Source organism: Escherichia sp. 94.0001, from assembly GCF_013369155.2.
Lineage (GTDB): Bacteria > Pseudomonadota > Gammaproteobacteria > Enterobacterales > Enterobacteriaceae > Escherichia > Escherichia coli_F.
Genome location: NZ_JABWMS020000327.1, coordinates 1 through 246, shown reverse-complemented (window position 1 = coordinate 246; position 246 = coordinate 1). Strand labels below are relative to the sequence as shown.

At 64.2% G+C, this 246-nt stretch carries 1 protein-coding gene; it reads left to right on the top strand.

The window, feature by feature from the left end; translation table 11 throughout:
* Positions 1-246: phage tail tip protein J-related protein (locus HEN33_RS25965; RefSeq protein WP_445297917.1), on the top strand; the 246-nt coding region annotated here is incomplete at both ends.

Below are 246 nucleotides of genomic sequence, written 5' to 3'. Positions count from 1 at the left end.
AGCATGTACCGGAAAAAGAGGCCATCGTGGATAACGGGGCGCACTTTGACGGCGACCAGAGCGGCACGGTGAATGGTGTCACGCCGCCAGCGGTGCAGCACCTGACAGCCGAAGTCACCGCAGACAGCGGGGAGTATCAGGTACTGGCCCGCTGGGATACGCCGAAGGTGGTGAAGGGCGTGAGTTTCCTGCTTCGCCTGACCGTGGCAGCGGATGACGGCAGTGAGCGGCTGGTCAGCACGGCCC